This window comes from Amycolatopsis sp. Poz14 (assembly GCF_006704225.1).
GTDB classification, from domain to species: Bacteria; Actinomycetota; Actinomycetes; order Mycobacteriales; family Pseudonocardiaceae; genus Amycolatopsis; species Amycolatopsis nivea.
Map to the genome: position 1 here is coordinate 6,710,169 of NZ_JACLHD010000001.1, position 23,624 is coordinate 6,733,792.

Consider the following 23,624-nt stretch of genomic DNA (forward strand, 5'->3'; position numbering starts at 1 on the left):
TCCGCGGAAATACCCTGGCTCGCGCACGCCCGGCGCCGGAACGGTCACCCGTCCCAGCGCCGGACCGCTCCCCCTTTACCGCGTCCCGCGCCGGCCCCGCGCCGCCGCCGGGACTGGGCCTCCGGTGATCGTGAACTGCGAGCCCGGTTCGCGGACCACGTCGCCGGCCGACGAGTTCGTGATCGTCACGTTCGACAGCGTCGCGCTGCCCCGGGCGCCGCTCATCGCGAGGATGCCCGCGCCGTTGTTCGACTTGTCGATCTTGACGTTGCTGATCGTCACGTCCGGCATCGAGCCGCCGCCGGTTTTGAATTGGATTCCGTCGTAGGTCGAATCGTGGATTTCCGTGTCCCGCAGCACGATGCCGGGGATGTCCTTGCCCTGGGCGAAGAACGTGATCGCGCCGAATTTCTGCTGCTCGCCCCAGAACACTCCGCCGCAGCGGTACAGGGCGTTGTTCGCGATCAGCGTCTGCCCGGAGAACGGCAGCGGGTCGTGGTCGGTCGCCAGCATGATGCCCGGGTAGTTCATCGTGTCGGAGACCAGGTTGTTCTCGATCTTGTTCCCGTACCCGCCGTAGACCGCGATTCCGTTGGCCCGCCACGGAAGCTGGACGGTGTTGTTGCGGAACACGTTGTCGTGCGCGATGTCGACGGCCGGGTCCTTCACGTACTGGTTCGCCCAGACGGCGAGCGAATCGTCGCCGGTGGTGCGGAACGACGAGTTCACCACCCGCGAGTTCCGGGTGCCGTTGGTGAAGTTGATGCCGTCGGCGTAGGTGTCGCGGATCCGCATGCCGCTGAACTCCAGTCCGTCGGCAGGGCCCCACAGCGCCGGGATGTTGCTGTAGTCCCGGCCGACCCACACGCCCACGTTCGCGTGCTCGATCCACACGTTCGAGATCTTCGTGCCGGTGCCGAACCGGCCGTTCAGCCCGACGCCGCCTTCCGCCCCGCCGTCGCCGCCGCGGATCCGGCCGGAGCCGAAGATCGCCAGGTCGGAGATCTGGACGTTCTTGTCGATGTCGAACCCGAAGTTGCCCTCGTGCGGATGGTTGATGCCGCCCGCGTCCTGCGGCTGGATCAGCGAGTACAGCTGCGAGTACCACATCCCGGCGCCGCGGATGGTGGCGTTCGAGATGCCGATCTGGTTGTACTGCCCGCCGCCGTTGGGCACGTTCGGGTCGTCGGTCAGGATCTTGCGTTCCTGCCGCCACTGGCCCGGCGGGATCCAGACGCAGCTGATCACGCCGTTCTGGTCGTCGGTGACCGCGCGCTGGATCGCCGCCGAGTCGTCGATCCCGTCGTCGGGCACGGCGCCGTAGTCGGTGATCGACGTGCACCCGGCCGGTTTCGGCAGGGCCGGTGCGACCTGTTCGAGGTCGATCAGGTCGATGACGTAGTACGCGGCGGAGTCGCCGTTGTCGCGTTGCAGCTTGAACTTCGTGCCCGGCGGGTACGACTGCGTCAGCAACGCGTGCGATTCGTCGAACAGCCGCCGCGCGTCGCCGCCAGGAGTGTTCGTCAGGCCTTCGGGATCGTCGGTGGTGCCGTAGAGCCAGCTGTGCGTGGACGACAGGTTCAGCTTCTGCGCGAAGGCGCCGTTGACGTACAGGCTGATCGTCGCGTCCTGTCCCCCGCCGCCGGGCGCGTCCGGGATCGAGTTGCGGACCACGATCGAGTTCGCCTGGTTCGTCGAGGTGAATTCCACGTACTGGCCCTGGTTCGCCAGGCGCACGGACTTCCGGCCGGACGATTCGGTGGCGAAGTTCGTGTGCCCGAACGTGCGCAGCGGATCGGTCTCCAGCAGTTGGCCTTGGTACTGCGCGGCTTCCGCTTCGTACTCCACGTACGGCAGCGCTGCGCCTCGGCCGACCACCATCGCTTGCGAAAGCGTGTTGTTGGCTTCGTTGGTTTCCTCGACCGTGTCCGTCGCGTCGGCCGTCGCGGTGAGGGTCGCGTTCGCGGCGGTCCAGGTGCCGGCCAGCGCGACGTTCGCCGTGGCCCCGGCTGCGATCGCGGGGGTGTCGCCGTTCAGAGTGGTTTCACCGGCGGTCAGCCGGGTCACCGAGGCTCCCGCGCCGCTCGTGCCGCGGTTGTGCACGGCGACGGTGAACGACACCGGCGCGCCGACGGCCGGGTTCGGCGGGTTCGACGTGATGCCGGTGACCTCGAGGTCCGGTCCCGGGGCCTGCGCGATCACCAGCTGCGTCGGCGCGGTGAACGTGTTGTTGGTTTCGTCCTGCTCGATCACCGAGTTGCCCGGGTCGACGGTGGCGGCCACGCGGTAGGTGCCCTGCGGTCGCTTGCCCGCCTGCACGGTCACCGTGGTGGACGCTCCGGCGGCGAGTGCACCGACCGGCGCGGACCCGAGGACGGTGCCGCCCAGGCTGACGTTGACCGTCGTCGCGGCGGCAGCGGCCGAACCCGCGTTTCGCACGGTCGCCGACACGGCGAGGTCGCTGCTTTCCGTCGGGTTCGACGGGGTCCAGGTCGTGTCGGTGACGACCAGGTCCGGGTTGGGCGCGGGCGTGCCGATTACCTGGAATTCGGCGGCCTGTCCGCCGGGTGCGCCGGAATTGGCGAAGAACCGCAGCTGCACGTCCGAGGCGCGGCCGGTGACCGGGATCGTCACGATGTTCTGGTTGGCGGCCGGGTCGAAGCGATAGTCGGCTCGTGCGGACAGCGTGGTGAACTCCCCTGCGCCCTGGGCGCGGCCGAGGATCTCGAAGTTCTGCGTCCGCGCGCCCCAGATCGGGTCCGGGTTGAGCTTCACGACGACGGAAGACAGGTCTGCGTCGGCGCCGAGCTTTACTGTCAGGGTGTTCGGGTAGCCTGCGGAAGACTCCCAGTAAGTACCCGTGTTGTTGTCATTCGCGTTGGCGGCCGCGAACGCGCCGACCGTCGAGGACGCTTCGATCGGCTTGCCCGCGGCGAGGTTCTGGCCGGTCTGCGTCCCGGCCCGGACGACGTGGTTGCTGTCCGCGGACTCGTTCCCGGCCGCGTCCTTGGCGCGGACGAAGTACTCGATCCGCGTGCCCGCCGGCCGGTTCTCGGTGAACGCGGTGCCGGTGACCGTGGTGACGGGCGTGCCGTCGCGGTAGACGGTGTAGCCGGTGACGCCGACGTCATCGGTCGACGCCGACCACGTCAGCTTGACCTGCCCGGAGGCGGGTTCGGTCAGCGTCACGTTCGCGGGTGCGGTCGGTGCCTGCGTGTCGCCGGTGTCCGGGCCGTACAGCTCGAACTCCGAGAGTTGCGCGGCGGGCCACTGCGTGTTCGCGGTGACGTCCAGCCGTACGTAACGCGCGGACGCGGTCACCGGGATGGTCACCGTGCCGGAGGCGAACGTGTAGCCGGTCGAGCGGACCAGGTCGGTGAACGACGTGCCGTCCGCGCTGCCGCGCACGGTGAGCGTCTGGGTGCGGGATTCCCAGGCGGAAGGCAGTTTCAGCACGATCCGCGAGAGCGGCTTGACGGAGCCGAGGTCGGCTTGGATCCACTGCGGGAAGGCGTTGTTGGCCGATTCCCAGTAGGTGGCTTGGTTGCCGTCGAAGGCGTTGGCGACCGGGTAGCCGGGCTGCACGCTGCTCGCCGAGACCGTGCGCGTCAACGGCACGTCGGCGGCGTTCGGAGCCGGACCTGGCGAGGGGCCGCCGGCCGCGGCGGCGGGGGTGAGGCCTGCCGCGAGGAGCCCTGCGGCGAGGAATCCGGTGACGAGCCGGGACAAACGCATGCGTGTCATGGCATCTCTTCTTTCGCGGGGACGGGGAGAAAGGGCGGGTGCCCGCCGGGAGGACCGGACGGGCACCCGCGCGCTCAGCTGCGGTTGATCGTGAACGTGGTCGTCGTGTTCCGGATGTCCTGGTCGTTGTCGCTCAACGCGAGGCCGGTGAACGTCGCCGACCCGACCGCCGGGCCCTGGCCGGGTTCGGGCAGTTCGTTGGCCCAGATCCCGATGCCGGACTTGGCGTCGAACTCGTCGCCGCTGCGGTGCGCCCCGCTGATCGACACGTTCGTCAGCACCGTGTCCTGGACCGGGTTCTCCGGCTGGCTGCCGTCGTATTTGGTCTGGAACATGATGCCGCTGTAGGTCGGGCTCTGGATGTCCACATCGGACACCCGAATGCCGCGGAACTCCTTGGACGCGGAGAACATCCAGATCGCCGGGAACGTCTGCTTGCCCCAGAAATGGCCGCCGGTGCGGACAAGCGAGGCGTTCTGGACAGTCGTCGGCTGCGGGCCGAACCCGAGGAACGGGTAGCCGAAGTCGAGCGAGCTGAGCGTGATCCCGGAGTACGTCAGCGTGTCCGCGATGTAGAGGTTCCGGAAGGTGTTGTTGTACCCGCCGTACACCGCGATGCCCGCCGCGCGCCACGGAAGCAGCACGGTGAGGTTCTCGAACACGTTGTCGTACTGGTTGCCCTGGTTGAGGTCCGTGGCGGCGAACAACGCGAAGCTGTCGTCGCCGGTGGACCGGGCCTCGTTATTCGTGACGTGGTTTCCGGTGCTGCCGTTGGTGAAGTTGACGCCGTCGGCGAAGGTGTCGCGGATGCGGGAGTTCTTCACCGTGGAGTTGTCCACATTGGTCGCCCAGAGCAGGCACATCTGGTGTTCCACCCAGATGTTGTCGATGGTCATGTTCGTGACGCCGGTGAAGTTGAAGACCTTGCCCGGGCCGTCGATGCGGGACGTGTAGTTCCCGAACACGGCGAACCCACTGAAGGTCGACCCGCTCGCGCTGGTCTGGGCGTCGAATCCGATGTCGGTGTTCTCCTGCCCGGTCGGCGCGGTGAACCTGGTGAACCACGGCCCGGCGCCGAGCACCGTGACCGGCTTGCCGTACACGGTGACCTTGCTCGTCATCGGGTACTGCCCGGCCGGAAGGTAGACGCCGGTCAGATTCGGGTCCTGGCGGACTTTGTCCAGCGCGGCCTGCACGTCCTGCTGGCTGAACCCGGCCGGGACCGCGTAGTGCGCCGGATCCGGGTTCGCGGTCGCGGCGGCGAGCTCGAAGTTCACGAAGTCGATCGCGTAGTTCGAGCTGTTAGCGGCGTCCTTCTGCAGTTTGATCTTGTGCCCGGCGGGGACCGTCGTGCCGAGCAGCATGCTGGCCTCGTCGTAGATGTGGCGGGCCGGTCCGGCGCCCGGCGAGTTGCCCGGCGAGGCTTCGGCGCCGTAGAGCCACGCGTAATGCGAGGTCAGGTCGATGGCCTTGAGGAACGTGCCGTCGACGTAGACGTTCAGCGTCGAGTTCTGCCCGCCGCCGCCCGCGGCGTCCGGCATCGAGAACCGGGTGACGAGCGTGTTGGTCGCCGCGCGCGTGGTGAACTCGACCGAGGAGCCGGTCGCGTTCAGCGTCACGGCTTTGCGGCCCGACGCCTCGCCCGCGAGATCGCCGATCGTCCGATTCGGACCGATCACCGCCGCACCGCCCGCGACGACGCCGTCTTCGGCTTCGTACATGTCGTACGGCATGTTGGCGCCGCGGCCGACGAACAGCGATTGCGTACTGGTGTTGTTGCCCTGCTTAGCCGGAAGCTCGTTGGCATCGTTCGTGACGACGGTCTTCACCGTGTACCGGCCGTTCGCGGCGGTCCAGTTCCCGAGGTTGACCGATGCGGTGTCTCCGGGCGCGAGAACACCGGCGGAGGAACCGCTCAACGTCTTGACGACCGTCCCATTCTGGTCGGCGACCGTGACCGTGACGCCGTGGGCACCGTCCGCCGAGGCGACTGTGCCTTGGTTGCGCAGGGTCGCGGTGAAGGCCACCGTGTTGCCCGCCGCCGGATTGTTCGGCGACCACGCGGTGGCCGCGACGAGGTCGGAACTCTGCACCGGGCTGACGACCAGCGGCGCCGAACTGGTGTAGGAGTTGTTGTCCTCGTTCTGCTCGACGACGGTGTTGGCCTCGTCGACCTTCGCGGTCACGTCGTAACTGCCCGCGTCCCGGGCGCCGATGTCCGCCGACACCGTCGCGGACGCTCCGGCCGCGAGCGCGCCGACCGCCGCCGTGCCGACCTTCGTCTTGCCCAGGTACAGGTTGAACTCGGTCGCGCCCGAGGCGGCCGTCCCGGCGTTGCGGACGGTCGCCGACGCCGTGATCGCGTCGGTCTCCACCGGTTTCTGCGGCGTCCAGGACACGGCCGAGACCGTCAGGTCCGGGTTCGGCGCGGGCACGCCGAAGACCTGGAATTCCGCCGCCTGGCCGCCGCCCGCGCCGGAGTTGGCGGTGAAGCGCAGGCGGACGTCGCTGGCCCGGCCGCTGACCGGGATGGTCACGAGGTTGCCGCTCGCCGGGTCGAAGGTGTACGGCTGCGCGGGCGCCAGCGTGGTGAAGTCAGTCGCTCCCTGGTCGCGGCCCTCGACGGCGATCGTCTGCGTCCGCGTGCTCCACGCCGGGTCCGGGTTGAGCTTCACGACGACCCGGTCGAGGTCGGCGTGCGCGCCGAGCGCGACGGTCAGCAGGTTCGGGTACGCCCCGCTGCCCTCCCAGTACGTGGTCGCCGAGTCGTCGTTCGCATTGGCCGCGACGTAGGTCTGCTGGGTCGACGAGGCCGTGATCGGCTTGTGCAGCGCGAGATTCGTGCCGCTCTGGGTGCCGTTGCGGGTCACGGTGGCACTGTTCGCCGACTGGTTGCCCGCCGCGTCGCGAGCCCGGACGTAATACGCGACGCTCGCGCTGGCTGGCTGATTGTCGGTGTACGTCAGCACATCCCCCGCGACGCTGCCGCGGAGTTGGCCGTTGGCGTACACGTCATAGCCGGTGACACCGGTGTTGTCCGTGGACGCCGACCAGGTCAGCCGGATCTGGCCGCTCGCCGGTTCGGTGTAGGCGAGGTTGCCGGGCGCGGACGGCGGCTGCGTGTCGCCGCCCGCCGGGCCGTGCACCTCGAATTCCGACAGTTGCGCGGCGGGCCAGCCGGTGTTGGCGGTGATGTTCAGCCGGACGTAGCGCGTGTTGCCGGTGACGTTCACCGTGACCGTGTTGCCGGTCGCCGGGTCGAACCGGTAACCGGCCGACGGCACGAGGTCGCTGAAGCTCGCTCCGTTCGCGCTGACCTGCACCGCGAAGGTTTCGGTGCGGGCTTCCCAGTTCGCGGGGAGTTTGAGCACGAGCTGGGCGACGTTCGTCGCGGCGCCGAGATCGGCCTGAATCCATTGCGGGAACTGGTTGTTCGTGCTTTCCCAGTAGGTGGCCTGGTTGCCGTCGCCCACGTTGGCGACGGGATAGCCGGGGAGCTGGCTGCTCGCGGTGTACGTCGCGGTGGCGGCTTGGGCGGCGGGCTGGACAGCTGGTCTGGCGGCAAGGGGCGGCGCGGCGCTCGCCGGCCAGGCGGGCGCGGTCAGGAGCAGGGACAGGGCGGCGATCGCGGCGCGCGCGAGCAGTCGCTTCGTTCTCATGGGGTTCCTCTGATCCAAGGAGGAGGGAGACGACTCGGGCAGAAGCGCCCCGCGTGGCGCGGGACGGCGGGGACCAGGGAGCGGACCGGCGGGGCGCCGGGTCCGGGGGCGCACGAGAACAGCGCGGAGCAGTCGGCATGGCACCTCTTCGTTGAGGCTGGGCAGGACGCTGGCGCGATTGCCCGGGATCTCGTCAGGTATTTTCACTGATTCGTTCAAGAATTACAGCCGACCGTCGCCGGTAAGTCAACGCCGTTCGTCGATCCGCGGCGTGCGCGACCAGCGGTTTCACCGGGAGAGCAAGCAAACCGCCCGCCTCGTCGGAAACTTGCGCTGGTTTGCGGTAACTTTCACTCATGACACGTCGTCTTGCCGAAGTCGCCCGCCAGGTCGGGGTCAGCGAAGCCACGGTCAGCCGGGTGCTCAACGGCAAGGCCGGGGTGTCCGCGAGCACCCGGGCCGCCGTGCTCACCGCGCTGGACGTGCTGGGCTACGAGCGGCCGACGCAGCTGCGCGGCGAGCGGGCCCGGCTCGTCGGGCTGGTGCTGCCCGAGCTGCAGAACCCGATTTTCCCGGCATTGGCCGAGGTCATGGGCAACGCGCTGGCGCAGCAGGGTTTCACGCCGGTGCTGTGCACGCGGACCGCGGGCGGGGTGTCGGAGGCGGAGTACGTCGAGATGCTGCTGCAGCAGCAGGTGTCCGGCGTGGTGTTCGCCGGCGGGATGTACGCGCAGGCCGACGCCGCGCACACGCACTACCACCACCTCGTGGAACGCCGGCTGCCGACGGTGCTGATCAACGCGGCGGTCGACCACCTCGGGCTGCCGCAGGTGTCGTGCGACGACGCGGTGGCCGTCGAGCAGGCGGTCGGGCACTTGAGCTCGCTCGGCCACGAAAAGATCGGCCTGGTGCTGGGGCCGAGCGACCACGTGCCGTCGCGGCGCAAGCTCGAGGCGTTCCGGGTGCACGCCGCGAAACTCGGGCTCCCGGTGCTCGACGAACTGGTGGAGCACGGGATGTTCTCCATCGAAGGCGGGCACGCGGCCGCCGCCCGGCTGTACCCGCGCGGCGCCACGGCGGTGCTGTGCGCGAGCGATCCGCTGGCGCTGGGCGCGATCCGCGCGGCCCGGCGGCAGGGGCTGTCCGTGCCGGGCGACATTTCGGTGGTCGGCTACGACGACTCGGCGCTCATGAACTGCACCGACCCGCCGCTGACCACGACCCGCCAGCCGATCGAGGCGATGGGCCGGGCGGTGGTCGAACTGCTGGTGAAACGCATCAACGGCGGCGAGGTCGCGGTGGAGGAGCTGCTGTTCGCGCCGGAACTGGTGGTGCGCGGGTCCACCGCCCGCCGGACGGCGTGAGTGGCTGTCCATAAATTGCAGATTCTCATCTGATTCTTGCGGAGACGCCGTCCGCGGCTCTAGGGTGACCGCCATCACCTGCTGTGCTCCCCCGCGAGATGAGGCTTGAGATGAGCAGACCCTGGTCCCCCGCCGTTCCCCGCCGGACGTTCGCCCTGCTCGCCGCGGCGGGCCTGCTCCTGGGCGCCAGCGCGTGCGGGGGCGGCGGCGATCCGGGGAGCTCGGCCGGGGGCAAGGTCACCATCACCGTCACCGGCCAGCCGCCGACGAGCCAGCCGTTCGAACGCGGCGTGTTCGACGCCGACGTCAAGGAATTCGAGGCGACGCACCCGAATATCCGCATCGAACCGCACGAAGGGTTCATGGACCCGAAGACGTTCGGCGCGAAGCTGGCGGGCGGGCAGCTCGAAGACGTCTACTACGTCTACTTCACCGATCCCGCGCAGATCATCGCCCGGCACCAGGCCGCGGACATCACCGAAGCGGTCAAGAAAGTCCCGCACATCAACGACCTCAAACCCGAACTGCTCGACAATTTCCGCGGCCCGGACGGCAAGCTCTACGGCCTGCCGACGATGAATTACACGATGGGCCTGCTCTACAGCCGCCCGCTGTTCCAGAAGGCCGGGCTCGACCCGGACAAGCCGCCGCGGACCTGGGACGAGGTGCGCGCGGCGGCCAAGAAGATTTCCGCGCTGGGCAACGGAATCGTCGGATACGCCGACTACAGCAAGAACAACCAGGGCGGCTGGCACCTCACCGGCTGGCTCGCGTCGATGGGCGGCTCCGTCGCGCGCAAGGACGGCAGCAAATGGGTCGCCGATTTCGACAACGAAAAAGGCAAAGCCGCGCTCACCATGCTCCACGACCTGCGCTGGACCGACGATTCCATGGGCAGCAAGCAATTGCTGGAGGCCCAGGACGTGCAGCGGATGATGGGCGCGGGCCAGCTCGGCATGTACATGGCCGCCCCGGACAACGTCCCCGTGCTCGTCAAGCAGTTCAACGGCAAGTACGCGGACTACGGCATCGCCGGGATGCCGGACGGCAAGGGCACGCTGCTCGGCGGCGAGGGCTACATGATCAACCCGAAGGCGTCGCCGGAGAAGATCAAGGCCGGTCTCGAGTGGATCCAGTGGAAGTACCTCAACCCGGACCGGTTCGAGAAGCACATCAAGCAGTACGTCGACGGCAAGCAGCCGGTCGGGCTCCCGGCCGAGCCGACTCCGGACGTCTGGCAGGGCGCGGTGCGCGACCAGCAGCTGGCGCTGAAGGCCAAGTACGCCAACGTCCCCGCGCGGAACTACCAGTCCTATGTGGACTCCACAGGCACGATCAAGGGCAGCGTCGAACCGCCGAACGCACAGCAGGTCTACGCGATCCTGGACAGCGTGATGCAGGCGGTGCTCACCGATCGGAACGCGAATATCGACCAGCAGCTCTCGTCCGCCGCGGCGAAGGTCACCAGTGTCCTCGCCCAGGTCAAGTAGCCTCCTCGCCTGGCCCGCGACGTCCTCGTCGCCGGCCAGGCGACCGGCCGCCTCCCCCGCCGCGCGGCGCCGGGCCCGGCTGCGCCGCAAGCTCAAGGAGAACCTCACCGCCTACGGCCTGCTCTGCGCCGCGCTGGTCGTGTTCGCGATGTTCTCCTGGTACCCGATCGTGCGCGGAGTGCTGCTGAGCTTCCAGCAGGTCGACTTCGTGAACCCGCCCACCTGGGTCGGGCTCGACAACTTCGCCCGGCTGTTCGCGGACCCGCTGTTCGGCGTCGCCTGGCGGAACACGCTGCTGTTCACCGGTCTCGCGCTGGTTTTCGGGTTCGCGGTCCCGTTCCTGACCGCGGTGCTGCTCAACGAGATGCGGCACGCCCGCGCGTTCTTCCGGCTCGCGGTGTACCTGCCGGTGATGCTGCCGCCGGTGGTGACCGCGCTGATGTGGAAGTGGTTCTACGACCCGGGTTCCGGCCTGTTCAACTCCGCGCTCGGCGCGGTGGGCCTGTCCGGGCCGCAGTGGCTCGATTCGAGCGGCACCGCGATGCTGTCGCTGGTGTTCGTCTCGACCTGGGCGAACATGGGCAGCACCACGCTGATCTACCTGGCCGCGCTCGGCACGATCCCCGGCGAACTGTACGAGGCCGCGGAACTCGACGGGGCCGGGATGTGGAAGCGGCTGCGGCACGTGACGTTCCCGCAGACCCGGTTCGTCCTGCTGATGCTCCTGCTGCTGCAGATCGTCGCGACCATGCAGGTGTTCACCGAACCGTACGTGATGACCGGCGGCGGCCCGGACGATTCGACGGTGACCGTGCTCCTGCTGCTCTACCGCTATGCCTTCGTCTACAACGACTTCGGCTCGGCGAGCGCGATGAGCCTGCTGCTGTTCCTGGCGCTCGGAGTGTTCTCGGCGCTGTACGTCCGGCTGACCAGGAAGGCGGACCAGGCATGAGGACGCTCGTCTCGCCCGGCGCGCTGCGCAGCCGCCGCGGCAAGGTGGTCTACGGCGTCGTTTTCGCCTGCACGCTCCTGGTGTTCGTGCTCGCCTTCCTGTTCCCGCTGTACTGGGCGGTGACCGGGGCGATGAAGACGCCCCAGGAACTGGCGCAGACCCCGGCGACCCTCGTCCCGCACGAGTGGCATCCGGAGACCTTCGGCGAGGCCTGGGACCAGCTGAACCTCGGCAAGTACTTCCTCAACACCCTGGTCGTCGCGGGCGGCGCGTGGCTGGCGCAGATGGCCATCGACGTGCCCGCCGCCTTCGCGCTGTCGAAGCTGCGGCCGAAGTTCGGCAACGCCGTCCTCGGGATCATGCTCGCCACCCTGATGCTGCCCGCGGCCGCGTTGCTGGTGCCGACCTACGTCACCATCACCGATCTGCCGCTGCTGCACCTGAACCTGATCGACTCGCCCGCCGCGGTCTGGCTGCCTGCCGCCGCGAACGCGTTCAACGTCTACGTGCTGAAACGGTTCTTCGACCGGATCCCGGACGAGCTGATCGAGGCCGCGCGGCTCGACGGCGCCGGACCGGTGCGCACGCTGTGGCGGATCGTGCTGCCGATCTCGCGGCCGATCCTGGCCGTGGTGTCGATCCTCGCGGTGGTCACCGCGTGGAAGGACTTCATTTGGCCGCTGCTGGTGTTCCCGGACAGCGGCAAGCAGACGCTTTCGGTGATGCTGCAACGAGTCGCGATCGACATGCCGCTCAACGTGCTGACCGCCGGGATGGTGCTCGCCAGCCTGCCGATGGTGGCGCTGTTCCTGGTGTTCCAGCGGCAGATCCTGTCCGGGCTCACCGCGGGCGGGCTCAAGGGCTGAGCCCGTCCCGCACCTCTCGCTTTCCCCCACCACGAGGAGGGTTTTTTCCGTGACCGCATCGCGAAGACAAGACAGCTGGTGGCGCACCGCGGCGATCTACCAGATCTACGTCCGCAGTTTCGCCGACGGCAACGGCGACGGCATCGGCGATCTCGCCGGCGTCCGCGCCCGGCTCGACCACCTGGCCGCGCTCGGCGTCGACACGCTCTGGTTCACCCCGTGGTACCCGTCGCCGATGGACGACGGCGGCTACGACGTCGCCGATTTCCGCGACATCGACCCGCTTTTCGGTTCGCTCGCCGAGGCCGAGGCATTGATCGCCGAGGCGCACGGACGCGGCTTGCGGGTGATCATCGACATCGTGCCGAACCACTGTTCCGACGAGCACCGCTGGTTCCGCGAGGCACTCGCCGCCGGTCCGGGTTCGCTTGAGCGGCAACGGTTCTGGTTCCGCCCGGGCCGCGGTCCGGACGGCGCGGATCCGCCGAACAACTGGAAGTCGCGCTTCGGCGGATCCGCCTGGACGCGGGTGCCGGACGGCGAGTGGTACCTGCACCTCTACAGCTCGCGGCAGCCGGATTTCAACTGGGACAACCAGGACGTGCGCGCGGAGTTCGAGGACGTCCTGCGGTTCTGGTTCGACCGCGGCGCGGACGGCTTCCGCATCGACGTCGCCGACGGGCTGGTGAAGGACGCGCGGCTGCCGGACGTCGAGGCGGGCGACGAGACGCCGTTCTCCGATCAGGAGGGGCTGCACGAGATCTACCGGTCGTGGCGCAAGATCGCCGACAGCTACCCGGGCGAGCGCGTGCTGGTCGGCGAGATGTGGCTGCCGGACATGTCCCGCACCGCGCGGTACCTGCGCCGCGACGAACTGCATTCGGCGTTCAACTTCGATTTCCTGGTCTGCCCGTGGGACTCCGCGCGCTTCCGGGAGGTCATCGAGCGGACGCTGGACGCGCACGACGCCGTCGGCGCGCCGCCCGCCTGGGTCCTGTCGAACCACGACGTCACCCGGCACGTCACGCGGTACGGGCGCGCGGGCGACACCGGGTTCTCGTTCGCGGACCGGCTGCACGGCAGTTCGGTGGACCTGGTGCTGGGCACCCGGCGCGCCCGCGCGGCGGCGTTGCTGACCATGGCGCTGCCCGGCGGGATGTACGTCTACCAGGGCGAAGAGCTGGGGCTGTGGGAGGTCGAGGACATTCCCGCCGAACTGCGGCAGGACCCGGTGTGGACGCGCACGAACGGCGCCGACCCCGGCCGGGACGGCTGCCGGGTGCCGCTGCCGTGGTCCGGCGACGCGCCGCCGTTCGGCTTCGGCCCCGGCGGCGCATGGCTGCCGCAGCCCGCGGAATGGCAGGCGTACACGGCGGAAGCGCAAGCGGGCGACCCGGCGTCGATGCTCAGCCTGTACCGCGCCGGACTGCGGCTGCGCGCGGAACTCAGCGGGGAGCTCGAGTGGCTTTCGCTGGGTGACGGCGTGCTGGCTTTCCGCCGGGGGCCGGGATTCACGTTCGTCCTCAACTTCTCCGGTGCCCCGGTCGCACTGCCGCCGCACGCGGAAATCCTGCTGGCCAGCGACCCGGTGACCGCCGAACTGCCGACGGACACGGCGGTCTGGCTGCGCTCCTGACCCTCGCTCGCGAAAAGCCGATCACCGCTGCGGTGGTCGGCTTTTCGCGGTGCTCCGCTGAGCGGGATCTCCTTGACAGCACCCCAGTGCGCGCCGACGATGATTCATCAGATGTATCGGCCACTCACTTGCCCTGATTCCCCGGATGATCGAGAAATTCCGCGCTAGGCATCGGACCACTGGACTTCACTGTGGAGGTTCCATGACGACCTATCCTCGTCGGCACGCACTCGGCATGGCACTCGGCGGCGCGGTGCTGCTCGGACTGCCGAGCACCGCGGCAGCGGCGGGCGGGCCGGCGCAGCCGGTGTTGACGGACGCGACGGGCACGCCGGTCGTGCCGCCGCCCCCGCCGGTGCCGGTCCCGCTCGACGCGTGGTTCGACAACGACGGCATCGACTCCGCGAGCGCGCACGACGGGAACTTCGACGGCTCCGGCTACACCTTCCCGGCGGAGCAGATCCCGGCGGGCAGCACGGTCACCGCGGGCGGCGTGCCGTATCTGCTCGGCTCGGCGGCCGCCGGGGCGAAGAACAACGTCATCGCGCTCGGCCAGCGCATCGACCTGCCGAAAGGCCGGTACTACGGCGCCGCGTTCCTCGTCGCGTGCAGTTACGGCAGCACCGGAGGCGACGCGACCGTCCACTACGCCGACGGCAGCACCAGCACCGCCACCCTGTCCGGCTCCGACTGGTGGGGCTCCGGCGGCGCTGTCGTCTCGACCTTCCGCTACGGCCCGGGCGGCGTCACCGACCAGAACCCGGTGTCGATCAGCACCGCGCAGGTGTGGATCGACCCGGCGCGCGAGGCGGTCGCGCTGACTCTGCCCAAGACCGCCGCACCGGCGGTGAACGTGGCGAGCCTGCACGTGTTCGCCTTGACGCTGCAGCCGATCGCGCAAGGCCGTTCGGCGACGGTCCTCGACGCCCGGGCGACCGCGAACCTGCTGCAGGACGGTGGTCCGCAGGCCGTCGAGGCGACGATCGTCAACACCGGCACCGTCTGGCTCGAAACACGCGACCGGATCACCGTCACGCTCGACGTACCCGGCGGCCGGGTGCGCACGCCCGCGCCGATCCCCCGCCTCGCGCCCGGCGAACAGACCACGGTGCGGCTCGGCCTCACCGCCGACCGCGGCCTGCCCGCGGGGACTCCGGCGACCGGCCGGATCCGGGTGCTCGCCGACCGGTCGACGATCGCCACCCGGACCCTGCCGGTGCCGCTCGGCATCCCGGATTTCCGGCCGACCGACGCGTCGCTGTCCACGCACCGCGCGCCGTATTGGTTCTGCGACGCCAAATTCGGCATCTTCATCCACTGGGGCGTGTACTCGGTGCCCGCGTGGGCTCCGGTCGGGCAGCAGTACGCCGAGTGGTACTGGAACAACCAGCAAGATCCCCACGGAGCGACCTACGCCTATCACGCGAAGACCTACGGCGAATCGTTCGTCTACGACGACTTCATCCCGAAGTTCACCGCCGCCCGGTTCGATCCGCGTTCGTGGGTGCGCCTGATCGAGGACGCGGGCGCGCAGTACTACGTGCTCACGTCCAAGCATCACGACGGTTTTGCCTTGTGGGACACCAAAGTCAGCGGCCGCAACGCCAAGAAGCTAGGCCCGCGCCGCGACCTCGTCGCCGACCTGTTCGCCGCCTCGCGCAAGTACACGCCGGGCCTGCGCAACGGCCTGTATTTCTCGCTGCCGGAATGGTTCAACCCGGACAACCCGTGGATGGGCCACGCGCCGCGCAATCCGTACACCGGCGCGCCGCTGCCCTACACCGGGTACACCGCCGGACGCGATTTCGTGAAGGACTTGCAGGCGCCGCAGGTGCTGGAGCTGATCTCCGGCTTCGACCCGGACGTGCTGTGGTTCGACATCGGCGGCGTGAACGACAGCCGCGAAGTGCTCACCGAGTACTTCAACCGGGCCAAGAACCGGCGTCGCCCCAAGGACGTCACGTACAACGACCGCGGCGGCATCCCGGACCACGACTTCACCACGCCGGAGTACACGACGTACCCGAACACAGTCGTCGCGAAGTGGGAGTCGAGCCGGGGCCTGGATCCGTTCTCCTACGGCTACAACCGCGCGACGCCGGACGACAAGTACATGACCACCGACGACGTGGTGCACACGCTGGTCGACGTGGTGTCGAAGAACGGCAACTTCCTGCTGGACATCGGCCCCGATTTCGACGGCACCATCCCGGCGGTGATGCAGCAGCGGCTGCGCGAGACCGGGGCCTGGCTGCGCACGAACGGGGAAGCGATCTACGGCACCACGTACTGGTCGCGCATGGCGCAGCTCGGCGACCTGCGGTTCACCGTGCGGCCCGGTTCGGCGTTCTACGTCATGTCGCTCGTCGCGCCCGGCTCGCAGCTCGTGGTGGACGCCCCGGTCCCGATCCGCCGCCGCGACCGCGTGAGCATGCTCGGTTACGGCGGTCCGCTGCACTGGAGCCAGAGCGACGGCCGGCTGGTCATCGACGTTCCGGCGGCGGCGCGTGCGGCGGGGAAGCACGCGTGGGTGTTCAAAGTGGACTGGCGCTGAAACTCACCGGGGCGGTCCGCGACGGGCCGCCCCGGCAACCGCTCTCCCGGTCTTGCGCACGGGCCGCCACGTCGGCGTCCGAGCAGAATCCGCGGCCGCTGCGCTTCAGACACAGCAGCCCCAGCAACCGGCCGCTCGCGTCCACCACCGCCAGCCTGCGCCGCGACATCCTCAGCCACGTCGCGTACAGGTCGGCTTCCGGGGTCACGACCCGGCCGGTCAACTGGCCCGCCCGGTACGCCGGAAGCGCGTCCGGCTGCCCGTCCAGATCCGGCCGTTCCACGACGCTCAGCAGCGTTCCCCCGGAAACGACCAGTGCGGCGTGCACGTGATCGTCCGCGAAGAGCGCGCGCACCTCGCCGACCGTCGCCGACGCGTCGAGCACCTTCGGCGCCCGGAGCATCGCCTCGCCGACGGTCGACGCGCCGCGGAAATCCGGTTCCGTCACTGCGGGTTGTTCCACTCCGCGTCAGCCTGGTCCTCCGCCTTCGTGCGTTCGCGCGCCAGTTCCAGCGCCCGCCGCGCGGTGGCCTCGTCCGGGTACGGGCCGAGCCGGTCGACGCCGCGCGCTTGGCGGCCGCGCTCGACCTCGTTCGTGCGGGTGTTGTAGTACCACTCATCAGACATCGTCAGCTCCCAAGAGAATCGATCGAGCGCACCGAATCGACCCGCAGCGCCTGCATCGCCGTGACCAGTTCGGCCAGGTCCCGCGGATCGGTCAGCGTCCGGTCGGTCAGTTCCCGGATCCGGCGCAACCGGTACCGGACGGTGTTGGCGTGGCAGTGCAGCACCTGCCCCGCGCGTTCGGAGGAGCCGCCGTGCGCGAAGTACGCGTCCAGCGTCTCCAGCAGCACGTCGCGTTCCTCGGCGGGCAGTTCCAGCACCGCCCCGAAGACCTGCTCCCCCAGGCGGCGGCCCTCGTCCGGGTCGTAGGCGACGAACGCGGCCAGCGGGCTCGGGTCGAACGCGCGGACCTCGCCCCGCTCGGGCGGGATGCCGGACAGCGCCGTGCGCGCCAGGTGGACCGCGCGCGGGGTTTCGGTCAGCGAGCGGAACAGCGGGCTGACGCCGGTGCGGGCCAGCGCCAGTTCGCGAAGCAGGCCGAGCATCGTGTCGTACTGCTCCTCGCGCAGCGACACCACGCCGGCCTGCAGCGTCGGCGACAGATGCCACGCCGACACGATGCCGAGCTGGCCGAGCCGCCGCTCGACGCCGACCAGGCTTTCTTCGGCCAGCCCGCGCGTCTCGGCGGCGACCACGGTCAGCTTGCCGTCCAGCGACAGGCCGAGCAGCCGTCCCGCCTCCCACGGCCCGGAATCGGACCCGCGCGCGCCGGTCAGCAGCGCTTCGGCCAGCGCGGACCGCCGCCGCTGCTGCGCGACCAGCAGTTCCGCGCTCGCCGCCCGGTACGCCTCGGTGACGCGGACCGCGTGCTCGTCGGTGACCTGCCACAACAGGCTCGCGACGTCGATCAGCACGTCGGTGCTCCCGGTCTCGCGGGCGCGGCCCACGAGCAGGTCCCACAGCATCGCGCAGGCGATCCGGTACACCTGCAGCACCTCGGGCAACGGCGCGCCCTGGTGCGCCCGGCGGCGGCCGGTCTCCTTCGGCGCGCGCTGGTCCGGCGCCTCGCCGCCGCCGAGCGCGTCGACCATGAACCGGAGGTTCACCGCGATCGAGCGGTGCAGGTCGGCGCGCGGGACGATCTTCTCGTCCCGGTACATCCCGATCCGCTCGCAGCTCGCCGAGCAGACGTCGTCGATCAGCCGGGGCAGCCGTTCGTCGGCCCAGGCGACGAGTTCGGTCAGGGCGGCGGTCCGCACAGCGTTTTCCTCCCGGTCGGCCACGTCCGGGATCGTACCCGCGTCCCGGAGCGGCCGCCCGCGCGGATTTCCCTCCCGGGGAAACGTTCTCCGTTTTCCCGCGCATTTTGTGGACCGGCACAGAAATGTTTGTCGCGCTCCACAATAAGCCTGTTCGCATTCCCCGCCCGGATGCCCGGAGCGGGCCGTCGTGCTTGAATCGACAGGGAAGCACAGACGCGGTCGAGAGGGTTACGGTGGACGAGCAGCGCGAGGGCCAGCCGGAGTTCAAGCCATACCACCACCCGGCCGCGGGCTGGGGCGCGGCGAAAAGCGTGACGCAGTTCCTCGTCCGGGAACGGGAACTCGTCGCCGGACCGCGCGCGATCGTGAAGATGAACCACGAGAACGGCGGCTTCGACTGCCCGGGCTGCGCGTGGCCGGACGACACCAAGGGCCTGCATCTCGACATTTGCGAAAACGGGATCAAGCACGTCACCTGGGAGATGACGCGGAAACGCGTCGGCGCGGAATTCTTCGCCGCGCACACCGTGTCCGAACTGGACGGCTGGAGCGACACCGCGCTGGAGGCGCAGGGCAGGCTCACCGAACCGCTGCGCTACGACGAGAAGACCGACCGGTACGTGCCGATCTCGTGGGCCAAGGCGTTCGAGCTGGTCGGCGCGACGCTGCGCGGTCTCGACTCCCCGGACCAGGCGGCGTTCTACACCTCCGGACGGCTCGGCAACGAGGCGACTTTCCTGTACCAGCTGTGGGCGCGGGAGTTCGGCACGAACAACCTGCCGGACTGCTCGAACATGTGCCACGAGGCGAGCGGCCGCGCGCTGCAGGCCGCCCTCGGCACCGGCAAGGGCACCGCGGACATCCACGACTGGGAGGCCGCCGACGCGCTGTTCATCATGGGCGTGAACGCGGCGTCGAACGCGCCCCGGATGCTCACCGCGCTCGCCGAAGCGCACCGGCGCGGCGCGCAGATCGTGCACGTCAACCCGCTGGTCGAGGCCGGGGCCACGCGCACGATCATCCCGCACGACTTCGTCCGGATGGCGACCTTCCAGGCGACCCCGACGTCCACGCTCAACCTCCAGCCGCGCATCGGCGGCGACCTGGCGTTCATCCGCGGCATGGCGAAAGCCCTGCTCGAGATGGCCGAGACCGATCCCGGGGCAATCGACTCGGAGTTCCTGGAGACCTACACCAGCGGCGTCGAGAAGTACCGGATCGTCTGCGAAACCACGTCCTGGGCCGAACTGGAGCGGCAGTCCGGGCTGACCGAGTCCGAAATCCGCGCGGCGGCGAAGATCTACCGCGACGCCGACCGGTCGGTCATCAGCTGGTGCCTCGGCGTGACCCAGCACGAGCACGGCGTGGACACCGTCCGCGAGATCGTGAACCTGTTGCTGCTGCGCGGAAACATCGGCCGCCCCGGGACCGGCCCGTCGCCGGTGCGCGGGCACAGCAACGTGCAGGGCAACCGCACCTGCGGCATCGACCACCGCCCGGCGCCGGAGTTCCTCGACAAGCTCGCCGAGGTCTGCGGCATCGACCCGCCGCGCCACCACGGGCTCGACACGGTCGGCACCATCGAAGCGATGCACCGCGGCGACGTGCGCGTATTCGTCGGCATGGGCGGCAACTTCGCCCTCGCCGCACCCGACACGCCCTACACCGCGGCCGGGCTGCGCAAGTGCGAGCTGACCGTGCAGGTCAGCACCAAACTCAACCGCAGCCACCTCGAACACGGCAAGCAGGCGCTGATCCTGCCCTGCCTGGGCCGGACCGAAAAAGACTTCCAGACGGCCGGGCTGCAGTCGACGTCCGTCGAGGACGCGATGAGCATGGTCCACCTGTCTACCGGCATGAAGAAGCCCGCCTCGCCGCACCTGCTGTCCGAACCCGCGATCATCGCCGGGATGGCGAGCGCGACGCTGCCGGAAAGCCCGACGCCATGGGCGGATTATGTCGGCGACTACGACCGGATCCGCGACACGATGGCGCGGGTGCTGGACGGTTTCGAGGATTTCAACACGCGGGTCCGGCAGCCTCTGGGCTTCCGCATCCACCAGGCCGCGCGCGAACGGGTCTTCCACACGCCGTCCGAACGGGCCGAGTTCTCCACCGCGGAGCTGCCGGACGTGGTCCCCGCCGCCGGGACGCTGGCGCTGGGCACGATGCGCTCGCACGACCAGTGGAACACGACGATCTATTCGGACGACGACCGGTACCGCGGCATCAAGAATCTCCGCACGCTGGTGTTCCTGAACGCCGAGGACATGCGGGACCGGGGGCTGAGCGAGTTCGACGAGGTGGACATCACGGCCACGGCGAAGGACGGGACAACGCGTTCGGTGCAGCGGTACCGGGCAATCCCGTACGACATCCCGCGCGGGTGCGCGGCGGGGTATATGCCGGAGATGAACGTGTTGTGCGCGATTGGTGATTACAGCACGCAGAGCGATCAGCCGTTGATGAAGCATCTCAAGGTCACGGTCGAACGCTCCGCCTGAGCGCCGTGGTTCGGCACGGGGCGCGGACCAGCACCGCGCCCGGGTGGCGGCAACTGCGCGGCCGGGGATGAACGTGTTGTGCGCCACCGGCTACACAGCAACGTCACGGTCGAATGCTCCGTCTAAGCGCCGCAGTCCGGCACGGGGCGCGGACCAGCACCGCCGCCCCGATGCCCGCCGCCACGCCTACCAGGGTGTCCGCCACCCGCGCCGTCAGCAGCGTCGCGGGGGCGGCGGGGGCGGCCAGTTCCGTCATCACCAGGATCAGCGGCGTGAAGAACCCCAGCGCGATCCCGTAATGCCGGGACATGAACAACTCCGTCGGGAACAGCAGCACGACCACCGCCAACGCCAGCGGCGCGGCCGCGAATCCCGGCAAGAGCAGCAAGGCCGTGACGACCAGTCCGGCGAGCGTCCCGACGACCCGGTGCGCGCTGCGGTCCAGCACGCTGCGCAGGCCGGGATGCAACCGGCTGCGCGGGTCCGCCGCTGCCAGCGGGACCGCCGCCGACGCCATCGCCCAGTTCGCGTGGTCCACGCCGAGCAGCAGACCGACCGCACCCGCAGCGGCGATCGCCAACGCGTACCGGGCGGCGTGCACGACGGCACAGGCGACACCGCATTCCGGGGCGCACGTCGGCGTCCCCGGCGTGGGCGGGCGTTCCGGACCGGTCAGTCCAATGAGGACGCAACCAGCGATTGTGCCCGCACACAAAGCGATTCCAGCCCACGGTTCGACCCGCCCAGCGGGCACCAACGCGATCGCACCGAGCGCGAAGATGCCGAAGAACGGTCCGCGCGGACTCAAGTCCAGGCGATTCGTCACCAGTGCGCAACCGAACGAGAACGTGGCCTCGGTGACGACCAGGAGCCAAGGCGGCGCGTGACAGGCGGACAGCAGCACGCCCAGCGAGACGCCGCTCAGGAGCACCGCACCCGCCTGGAGCTGGTGCCGGAAGCGGAGTGCGCGCGACTCGGCCCGGCCGTACATCCCGGCGAACGAACCGAACGCGGCGAAAATGATCAAGTCCGGACGTCCCGCCGCGAGCAGCGCCAGCCCGGGAATCAGCAGCCCGGCCGCGACCCGGCCGGCGTGCCACCATTCGCCGCCGTCGAACGAGCGCGCGGCTGCGGCCGAGGTCGCCACCGGCACCTGTCCTCCGCTTGATCGTCTGACGGGAAGTCACCGGGATCGGCCGGTCGTCCTACGATACCTGCGCGAAGGGCGGGGGAAGGCCGGATTGTGGGGCGCCACAATAATGTCTGCGCCGTCAGCCAAGCTGGCCGAGAGTGCGGACGACGTTCTGGTCCACGATGTCCAGCATCGCTTCCCGGTGCGGGAAGTCGCCGTCGAGCAACCGCAATGGTCCCGCGACGAGGGACAAATACATCGCGAGGCGATAGAACCGCATTCGGCGGTCGTCCAGGCTCGCAGCATGGAAATAGCGATAGTTTTCGCCGAAGCGCAATTCCAAGAAAGCGTGTTCCCATTCGACGTCGAAGAACATCGCGCCCTCGATGTCGATGAGCACCGACTGGTCGTGCTCGTCGACGAGGACATGGTCAGGGCCTAGTTCGCCGTGGATCAACCCGTACTCGGTGCGTGGCTCCACTGCTGCGTGCCGTTCCCCGAGCAGCGAGGCGAGGAGGTGTTCGACGGCCGCGATCTCCGGCACCCGGGCGGCGGCCTGGGCGAGGTGATCCAGTGCGCGGCGCAGCACAACATCTTGCACCGGCAAGCCAGGCTTATCGGCGCCCGGACGGCCGTAGTGAGCACGCCGGGTGCGGTGCAGGGACCGGACCGCGTCGCCGAGGCGGGCCAGCACGCGCGGCCGGTCCCCGAGGGTTTCCAGCGTGCCGCCGCGCACGTCCTCGACCACCGCGACGTCACCGGCGAGGAGGGTTTTGCTGCAGTCGAGCAGGAAGATCCGCGGCACCCGGACGCCAGCTCTGGACAGCGCGGCGTGCGCGGCCTCGAACAACCCGATGCCGGTGCTGTGCCCGAAGGGATCGCTGTGGTCGGGCGATGCCGCGTCCGGCCAGTAGTCCTCGTCAGCGTTCCAGACGTAGGCGACGCTGGTCGTGCGGTCGTCGAGCGTCAGCCGGTAGACGCCCTTCTTCGAACCGCCGCGCAATCGTTCCGCTGACACCAATTCGCGGGCGCCGAACGCCGCGCGCGCCACCTCGGCCAGGTCGTGACGGCCGAGCCTCCCCCGGGGTTCGCTCACTTTCGCACCCTACCGCCGCGCCGCATGTCACTCTTGGCGGGAAACGTGGTACTCCCTGCCGCTGGCGTGCCGGTCCTCGCCGATTGCGGCGCACACTCTTCCCACGAAAGGACAAGAGACCACCAGCCGCCTCGGGAGCTTCCAGTGAGACGCACCAGAATCGCTCTCTTCGCCCTGCTCGTCCTCTGCGCCGCGAGCCCCGCCGCCGCGTCGGCGAGTCCGGGGGACGCACCAGAATCGCTCTCTTCGCCCTGCTCGTCCTCTGCGCCGCGAGCCCCGCCGCCGCGTCGGCGAGTCCGGGGCGCGCCGCTTTCGCGCTCTCCAGCACCGCCTTCGCCGACGGCGGGATGATCCCCAAGGTCCACGACTGCGCCAGCAGCGGCGACGGCGACCCCGAGAAGAAGGACGAGTCGCCGCCGCTGGCCTGGTCCGGGGCGCCGGAGCAGGCGAAGAGCTACGCGATCGTCATGCACGACCTCGACAACGGCATCATCCACTGGGTCATCTACGACATTCCGGCGACCGCCGCCGAGCTGCCGCAGAACGTCGACCACGCGTACCAGCCCTCGGTTCCTGCCGGGTCACGGCAGGCGTACTACCGCGGCAGCGCGAACTTCTTCGGATACCAGGGGCCGTGCACGACGAACCACACCTACGAGTGGGCCGTGCACGCGTTGAACAAGGAATCGCTCACCGAGCTCGACGCCAACTCGTCCACCCAGGCCGCCGAGACCGCGATCGACGCGGCGACTATCGCGACCGCTTCGCTGCGCGGCAACTCGTAGCGGAGCAGGGGACGCG

At 69.5% G+C, this 23,624-nt stretch carries 15 protein-coding genes; 8 read left to right on the forward strand and 7 right to left on the reverse strand.

All coding sequences use genetic code 11. The annotated features are described in order from the left end of the window. Positions 1–75: 75 nt before the first annotated feature. Both FKO37_RS31400 and FKO37_RS31405 read right to left on the reverse strand, forming a co-directional pair. Positions 76–3,744: a CARDB domain-containing protein gene (locus FKO37_RS31400; RefSeq protein WP_238606832.1), complete on the reverse strand. Its 3,669-nt coding sequence runs from the start codon at positions 3,742–3,744 to the stop codon at positions 76–78. A gap of 74 nt (positions 3,745–3,818) precedes the next feature. After that, positions 3,819–7,403, reverse strand: a complete 3,585-nt coding sequence (locus FKO37_RS31405; RefSeq protein WP_238606833.1) for a discoidin domain-containing protein — start codon at positions 7,401–7,403, stop codon at positions 3,819–3,821. Positions 7,404–7,759: 356 nt separating this feature from the next. Here FKO37_RS31405 and FKO37_RS31410 point away from each other — a divergent pair, with 356 nt between their 5' ends. From FKO37_RS31410 to FKO37_RS31435, 6 genes are all read left to right on the forward strand, one after another. Beyond that, positions 7,760–8,767 carry a LacI family DNA-binding transcriptional regulator gene (locus FKO37_RS31410; protein ID WP_037812904.1) on the forward strand — a complete coding sequence of 336 codons (1,008 nt, stop codon included), beginning with the start codon at positions 7,760–7,762 and terminating at the stop codon, positions 8,765–8,767. 110 nt (positions 8,768–8,877) lie between these two features. Then, positions 8,878–10,257 carry an ABC transporter substrate-binding protein gene (locus tag FKO37_RS31415; RefSeq protein ID WP_238606834.1) on the forward strand — a complete coding sequence of 460 codons (1,380 nt, stop codon included), beginning with the start codon at positions 8,878–8,880 and terminating at the stop codon, positions 10,255–10,257. Next, on the forward strand, positions 10,235–11,209 hold the full coding sequence (locus FKO37_RS31420; RefSeq protein WP_037812909.1) for a carbohydrate ABC transporter permease: 975 nt from the start codon (positions 10,235–10,237) through the stop codon (positions 11,207–11,209). Before FKO37_RS31415 ends, FKO37_RS31420 begins: the two co-directional genes overlap by 23 nt. Continuing rightward, entirely contained in the window at positions 11,206–12,075 is an 870-nt protein-coding gene (locus FKO37_RS31425) for a carbohydrate ABC transporter permease (RefSeq protein WP_037812911.1), read from the forward strand. The genes FKO37_RS31420 and FKO37_RS31425 overlap by 4 nt, the downstream gene beginning before the upstream one ends. Positions 12,076–12,124: 49 nt before the next feature. Then, positions 12,125–13,711, forward strand: a complete 1,587-nt coding sequence (locus FKO37_RS31430; protein WP_238606835.1) for a glycoside hydrolase family 13 protein — start codon at positions 12,125–12,127, stop codon at positions 13,709–13,711. A 202-nt stretch (positions 13,712–13,913) separates the two neighbouring features. Continuing rightward, entirely contained in the window at positions 13,914–16,265 is a 2,352-nt protein-coding gene (locus FKO37_RS31435) for an alpha-L-fucosidase (RefSeq protein ID WP_238606836.1), read from the forward strand. On the opposite strand, the gene FKO37_RS31440 is transcribed toward FKO37_RS31435, so the two are convergent. Genes FKO37_RS31440 through FKO37_RS31450 form a run of 3 tightly spaced genes read right to left on the reverse strand, consistent with a single transcriptional unit; the run spans position 16,246 to position 18,112 of the window. Next, positions 16,246–16,713 (reverse strand): CBS domain-containing protein, encoded by a 468-nt coding sequence (locus tag FKO37_RS31440; RefSeq protein ID WP_238606837.1) that lies wholly within the window; start codon positions 16,711–16,713, stop codon positions 16,246–16,248. The genes FKO37_RS31435 and FKO37_RS31440 overlap by 20 nt on opposite strands. Further along, positions 16,710–16,892: a hypothetical protein gene (locus FKO37_RS31445; protein ID WP_238606838.1), complete on the reverse strand. Its 183-nt coding sequence runs from the start codon at positions 16,890–16,892 to the stop codon at positions 16,710–16,712. Before FKO37_RS31445 ends, FKO37_RS31440 begins: the two co-directional genes overlap by 4 nt. 2 nt (positions 16,893–16,894) lie before the next feature. After that, positions 16,895–18,112: a CdaR family transcriptional regulator gene (locus tag FKO37_RS31450; protein ID WP_238606839.1), complete on the reverse strand. Its 1,218-nt coding sequence runs from the start codon at positions 18,110–18,112 to the stop codon at positions 16,895–16,897. A gap of 212 nt (positions 18,113–18,324) precedes the next feature. Between FKO37_RS31450 and FKO37_RS31455 the strand changes: the two genes are divergently transcribed. After that, positions 18,325–20,595: an FdhF/YdeP family oxidoreductase gene (locus tag FKO37_RS31455; RefSeq protein WP_238606840.1), complete on the forward strand. Its 2,271-nt coding sequence runs from the start codon at positions 18,325–18,327 to the stop codon at positions 20,593–20,595. 103 nt (positions 20,596–20,698) lie between these two features. Here the strand turns inward: FKO37_RS31455 and FKO37_RS47280 are convergent, their stop codons facing one another. Both FKO37_RS47280 and FKO37_RS31465 read right to left on the reverse strand, forming a co-directional pair. Then, the gene (locus tag FKO37_RS47280) at positions 20,699–21,748 is read right to left on the reverse strand and encodes an FUSC family protein (RefSeq protein WP_238606842.1); all 1,050 of its coding nucleotides are present in this window, start codon (positions 21,746–21,748) and stop codon (positions 20,699–20,701) included. A 118-nt stretch (positions 21,749–21,866) separates the two neighbouring features. Further along, entirely contained in the window at positions 21,867–22,823 is a 957-nt protein-coding gene (locus FKO37_RS31465) for a phosphotransferase (protein WP_238606844.1), read from the reverse strand. Between the two features lie 347 nt (positions 22,824–23,170). On the opposite strand from FKO37_RS31465, the gene FKO37_RS31470 reads away from it, so the two are divergent. Continuing rightward, positions 23,171–23,608, forward strand: coding sequence for a YbhB/YbcL family Raf kinase inhibitor-like protein (locus FKO37_RS31470; protein ID WP_238606845.1), 438 nt, complete (start codon positions 23,171–23,173; stop codon positions 23,606–23,608). Positions 23,609–23,624: the final 16 nt, after the last annotated feature.

Coding starts and splice junctions, on each gene's coding strand:
- FKO37_RS31410 (WP_037812904.1), top strand. CDS start 7,760: ATGACACGTCGTCTTGCCGAAGTCGCCCGCCAGGTCGGGGTCAGCGAA.
- FKO37_RS31425 (WP_037812911.1), top strand. CDS start 11,206: ATGAGGACGCTCGTCTCGCCCGGCGCGCTGCGCAGCCGCCGCGGCAAG.
- FKO37_RS31435 (WP_238606836.1), top strand. CDS start 13,914: ATGACGACCTATCCTCGTCGGCACGCACTCGGCATGGCACTCGGCGGC.
- FKO37_RS31470 (WP_238606845.1), top strand. CDS start 23,171: ATGATCCCCAAGGTCCACGACTGCGCCAGCAGCGGCGACGGCGACCCC.
- FKO37_RS31415 (WP_238606834.1), top strand. CDS start 8,878: ATGAGCAGACCCTGGTCCCCCGCCGTTCCCCGCCGGACGTTCGCCCTG.
- FKO37_RS31445 (WP_238606838.1), bottom strand. CDS start 16,892: ATGTCTGATGAGTGGTACTACAACACCCGCACGAACGAGGTCGAGCGC.
- FKO37_RS31400 (WP_238606832.1), bottom strand. CDS start 3,744: ATGACACGCATGCGTTTGTCCCGGCTCGTCACCGGATTCCTCGCCGCA.
- FKO37_RS31405 (WP_238606833.1), bottom strand. CDS start 7,403: ATGAGAACGAAGCGACTGCTCGCGCGCGCCGCGATCGCCGCCCTGTCC.